The sequence below is a fragment of the Rhodovibrio sodomensis genome (assembly GCF_016583645.1).
Taxonomy (GTDB): Bacteria; Pseudomonadota; Alphaproteobacteria; order Kiloniellales; family Rhodovibrionaceae; genus Rhodovibrio; species Rhodovibrio sodomensis.
This window is the reverse complement of the sequence record NZ_NRRL01000194.1, coordinates 1-4977: the sequence shown is the minus strand read 5'-3', so window position 1 is coordinate 4977 and position 4977 is coordinate 1. Positions and strand designations below refer to the sequence as shown.

The following is a 4977-nucleotide window of genomic DNA, read 5'->3' as shown; positions in this document are numbered from 1 at the left end:
TCGGCGGACAGGGTCTCGGCGGGCACGTTGGTGCGCACGACGTAGATGCCGTCCAGGCGCGCCTCGGCGGCGATGCTGTCGGTCTTGCGCCGATAGCTGAAGCTGTCCTCGGTGATGGTGATCTCGACGTGCTTGGCCATCTTGTGCCGATCGAGCACCGCCCCCACCGCCTGGCCGATCTCGGCCTCGCCGCGCAGCGGCGCGCGTTGGCGCCGGACCGCCTTCTTGACCTTGTCCAGCGCGCGCTCGGTCGCCGCCAGCAGGGCCTCGCGCTTGCGCCCCCGCTCGTCGGCGAGCTCGGGGTTGCGGCAGACCACCAGGCGCTCGCCGGGGAACTGTTCGGGGGCGGCGATCTCCGCCAGATCGCGGTCGTCGAACAGCGACAGCTGCAGCGGCCCGGCGTCGACGAGCTGGCGGATCGCAGGCGCGCGCAGGGCAGTGATCCAGTCCAGCCCGGCGGGCGCCAGCTCCTCGCGGATACGCGCGCTGGTGATCATCCCGCGGTCGCCGACCAGGACCACGCGCTTGAGGCCGAAGCGCCGCTTGAGCTTGTCGATCTGGCTGGTAAGGGTGTTGGGGTCGGCGGTATCGCCCTCGAACACCTCGACCGCGATCGGCACGCCATCGGGGTCGCAGAGCAGACCGTAGACGATCTGCGGCCGGTCTGCGCGATGGTCGCGGCTGTAGCCGTGCCGGGCCAGCTCGCAGCAACGACCTTCCAGGTAGGACGAGCTGACGTCGTACAGGGTCAGCGTCCCCTCGCTGAGATGCCGGTTGGCGAGCGCGGTCTCGATGTGCGGCTGACGCGCCACCAGCCAGTCTAGGGCGGCGTAGATCTCGTGCTCGCGTACCTCCCCCAGGTCCAGGCGCCCGTTCAGGCTGGAGGCGGCCGTCTCAGCGTTGAGGGCGCGCACGGTGGCGAGCTTGGAGCCCGGCTGGATGATCCGCTGGGCGATCATCGCCAGCACCAGGTCGCGCGACCGCGCGTCGGCCGGCCGGCTGCGCCGGCCGAGCAGCAGTTTCGGCAGGCCCAGCCGCTCGGCCGTACCCAGCACGGCGGCGACGTGGCCGTGCGGCAGCGAGCGCGAGATGGTCAGGGCCTGCTCCGCCCGTTCCACGGCGACGCCACCTTTGAGCAGGGTGCGCAGGCCCTCGACCAGGTCCGTCGGCCAATCGCTCAGATTGGCCACGGTGCGCTTTTTGATCTTGCCGCCCTCGCGGCGGCTTTCCCGCAGCAGAACGGCGGGCGGCGACTGGCGATTGGGGACCGACTCGATGTACATGGCTTATGCGAATCCTACCTAGAGCACGATGTCAAGAATGAAGGCCCGCCATTTACATGGGTACACAGAGCCGCCGACAGCCGGATTCGTTGTTCACATTCAGAAACTTCGCCGGAAAACGAAGTAAAAAGTTCCGTTTAAGGACACGTCTCCGCATTGCTGTCACCCTGGAAGATGGGAGAGCGTGTAAACCGCCGATGTGTGCGGCTTCACACGTAACGCGCGTGCGATTGCTGGTGTTTGGTCGGTTGCGAGAACTGACGTCTCGGTGTCGATGACATGGCAGACTGGGCCGGACCCGTTCGTAGATATGCTAGCTATGGATGGCTGCTGTCGGTCAACTCGCCAAGCGCACTCGACTTCACAGTCCGTTACCGATGGCGATCCGGACTCCTATCACTCGTTCGTCGCCGGTAGGCGCGGGCCATAAGCAGCCATCATTATGACTGCGAAGAAGCACCAAGGGCAGCGCAGTAAAAACCCACCATACTCAGAGACTTGAGCGCGCCGAAAGCAGCGTTAAACATGAGCCACACCAAAAGTCGCTGGCGTTCCTTTTATCCTACGTTAAAGGTATTCCGTGAGCCGCGCCTCACCGAAAATTCAAGAAAGTGTGTACTGCAATTACATATTTGACAGCAGCATTGTTTGCGCTGCAAAGTATCTTGACGGTATGGTTCCGGCGCACAACGCTGCATAGTTCTCGGGGAGGTACGCAACATGGCGAACAAAACCGGTAACCCGTTTATGGATCAAAGCCTCACCGAAGTGTTCGATCCACAGAAATACATGGATCAGTTCCAGATGCCCGGTCTGGACAACAAAGATCTGATGGAAGCGCACCGCAAGAACATCGAGGCGCTGGCGGAGGCTAACCGGGTCGTCTTCGAAGGAGCCCAGGCGATGGCTCGCCAGCAGACCGAAATCGTCTGCAAGGCAATGGACGGGGCCGCTCAGGCAATGCAGCAGGCTCAGCAAGCCGGTTCCAATGAGGAGATCGTTGCCAAGCAGACCGAACTCTCCAAGTCGGCCGTCGATAACGCGCTCAAACATGCGCGCGAACTAGCTGAGACGGGTGCCAAGTCGCAGAATGACGCGCTGGAGCTGCTGAACAAGCGCGTGGCCGAGAACTTAGACGAGATGCGCGACAGAATGCAGACCCTCGTTAAGCAAAGCGAGAAGGCGACCGGCCAAGCGACCAAGGCGTTGCAGAGCGCAGGGGAGGCCGCGACCGGTACGACCAACGGCTCTGGTCAGGTTCGCCAGAGCGGCGCGCGCTCTGGCTCTTCGAAGGGAAAGAGCGACACGACATCCAGCACAACAGCCAGCTAACGCGGGCGACCAGACGCGCCGCCCGGCGAAGGGTGGCGGAAATTGGACGAACCCAGCAGCCGGCCGGCATCCCCATTACGACCGTGTGGGATGCCGGTCCTGCTTTTGAGCCGCTGACCCGACGGCCTCGGACAAGACCTGCCAAAAGACATAGCGGGCGATGAACACCTTTCACCGCCGATCTATCGACACGCTGTGACCGTCAGTGTCGAGGGTGTTGTGTCACGGGGCGATCTTCGGAATGCGCGCAGGCGCACAGCAACACCCATCGATATGGTGAGGTGCCGCGCCCGCAGCTGCGGAAACGCGGCGCCGACCTCACCTCGCGGCGACAGACCGTCCGCTTGGCACGCCTATGCCGCTTTTTTCCCGGCCACTACTGGCGGCTTCGCCTTGGGTTCCTGCATCAACCCTTTGATGAGAGCGTAACAGGCGACCATGAGCACGACGGCGAACGGTAGCCCGGTCGATACAGCGGCGGCTTGCAAAGCCCCCAAGCCGCCGCCCAGCAGTAGGGCGATCGCGACCAGACCCTCGAAGATGCACCAGAACACGCGCTGGGGCTTCGGCGCATCGACCTTACCGCCCGCAGTGATCGTGTCGATCACCAGCGAGCCGGAGTCCGAGGAGGTCACAAAGAACACGATCACAAGGAAGATGCCAACGAACGAGGTGATCGCGGCCAGCGGCATCTGCTCCAGCATGCTGAACAGTTTGAGTTCCAGCGGCGCGTCGGCGATCTGGGAGACGCCAGCGTTGACGAAGCTGATCGCGGTGCCGCCGAAGGCGGTCATCCACAGCACCGAGACGATCGACGGAACCAGCAGCACGCAGAAGATAAACTCCCGCACGGTACGGCCGCGGCTGACGCGTGCGATGAACATGCCGACAAACGGCGACCAGGAGATCCACCAGGCCCAGTAGAAGGACGTCCAGCCCTGCGAGAAGTTCGCGTCGTCGCGGCCGAACGGCATCGAGAGCGCCGGCAGGTTCTCGCCGTAGGCGATCAGGTTGTCGAAAAAGCCCGTGAGGATCGCAACGCTCGGGCCGAGCACGATGACGAACAGCAGCAGCACGAACGCCAACACCATATTGATCTCGGACAGACGCTTCACGCCCGCCTCGACGCCCGCGATCACAGAGACCAGCGCCACCGCGGTGATCGCGCTGATCAACACCACCTTCGATGTGTCCGAGACGGGGATACCGAACACGTACTCCAGCCCCGCGTTCGCCTGCTCGGCGCCGAAGCCGAGCGAGCAGGCCAAGCCGAACAGGGTCGCGAAAACCGCCACCGTGTCGATGATATGACCGGTCCAGCCCCAGACGCGGTCGCCGAAGATCGGGTGAAAGATCGACCGCATCGACAGCGGCAGGCCCTTGTTATAGGCAAAGAGCGCGAGCGACAGCGCGACAACAGCGTAGATCGCCCACGGGTGCAGGCCCCAGTGGAAGATCGTTGCTGCCATGCCCAGACGCCGTGCCGCTTCCTCGTCGCCGGCCGCGCCGCCGAGCGGCGCCCAGCTATCGGCCGACCCCGCACCCTCAGCGAAGGAGGAGTTGAAATGCGAGATCGGCTCGGACACGCCGAAGAACATCAGGCCGATGCCCATGCCGGCGGCGAACAGCATGGCGAACCAGCCAGGATAGGAGAACTCTGGCTTCGCTTCGGTGCCGCCGATCCGGACCCGTCCGAGCGGCGAAACCAGGAGCCCCAGGCAGACCAGCACGAAGATGTTGCCGGCCAGCAGAAAGAACCAATCGAACGTCGAGGTGACCGCCGGGCGCAGCCAACCGAACAGCGCTTCTGCCTGCTCCGGCAGGGCAAGAGCGTAAAAAACGACCGCGCAGATCACCAGGCCGGAGATCACGAAGACGGGGTTGTGAATATCCAACCCGAAAGACCCGAACTGCTTCTGGATGTTGTCCTGACCGACAATGTAATTGGTCTGGACGACGGCCGCGTCTCCATCCGGCGTGAGCGCATCGTCGCTCATGTTGCCTCCTTGTCCGTTAGTTTTCGTTCTCTTTTCCCCTGGTTGTCCTCGATTATATTCTTGCGCCCGTTCGCGGGCGGGACATCACGGCTGTCTCTATTGTCTCTATAAGGTGTTCGCGGTCAGCGTACGACGAACACCGAAACGTCCGCATGCAGCGAGACCTTGCCAGCATTGGACTCGAAGAAGTGTTCCTGGACTCCCGGCACGTGCGACGCCATCACGATCAAGTCGCACCCTGAGGTGGACCCGTTGTCTGCAACAGCGCCGGGGCTTCAGAGCGTTAGCCGTTTGGGCCCTCGGTGTGTGCCGGCATCTCGCCAGGGCCGAGCGTAGCCGACGTGGGTGGCGGATTGTCTAGCCCT

4 protein-coding genes are annotated in these 4977 nt (G+C 63.4%); 1 reads left to right on the top strand and 3 read right to left on the bottom strand.

What is annotated here, in order from left to right:
- The coding region (locus tag CKO28_RS26645) for an IS1634 family transposase (protein WP_200344358.1) at positions 1-1283 on the bottom strand (1283 nt) is incomplete at its 3' end.
- 720 nt (positions 1284-2003) lie between these two features.
- Between CKO28_RS26645 and CKO28_RS26640 the strand changes: the two genes are divergently transcribed.
- Complete coding sequence (locus tag CKO28_RS26640) at positions 2004-2615, top strand: phasin family protein (RefSeq protein ID WP_200344356.1); 612 nt, start codon at positions 2004-2006, stop codon at positions 2613-2615.
- Positions 2616-2968: 353 nt separating this feature from the next.
- Here CKO28_RS26640 and CKO28_RS26635 read toward each other — a convergent pair whose 3' ends face one another.
- Together CKO28_RS26635 and CKO28_RS26630 are read right to left on the bottom strand one after the other, a co-directional pair.
- Positions 2969-4612, bottom strand: coding sequence for a BCCT family transporter (locus CKO28_RS26635; protein WP_200344351.1), 1644 nt, complete (start codon positions 4610-4612; stop codon positions 2969-2971).
- Between the two features lie 122 nt (positions 4613-4734).
- On the bottom strand, positions 4735-4842 hold the full coding sequence (locus tag CKO28_RS26630) for an adenine nucleotide alpha hydrolase family protein (RefSeq protein ID WP_274611099.1): 108 nt from the start codon (positions 4840-4842) through the stop codon (positions 4735-4737).
- Positions 4843-4977: the final 135 nt, after the last annotated feature.

Excerpts from the sequence above, each read along its gene's own strand:
- CKO28_RS26635 (WP_200344351.1), bottom strand. The coding sequence starts at position 4,612 with ATGAGCGACGATGCGCTCACGCCGGATGGAGACGCGGCCGTCGTCCAG.
- CKO28_RS26640 (WP_200344356.1), top strand. The coding sequence starts at position 2,004 with ATGGCGAACAAAACCGGTAACCCGTTTATGGATCAAAGCCTCACCGAA.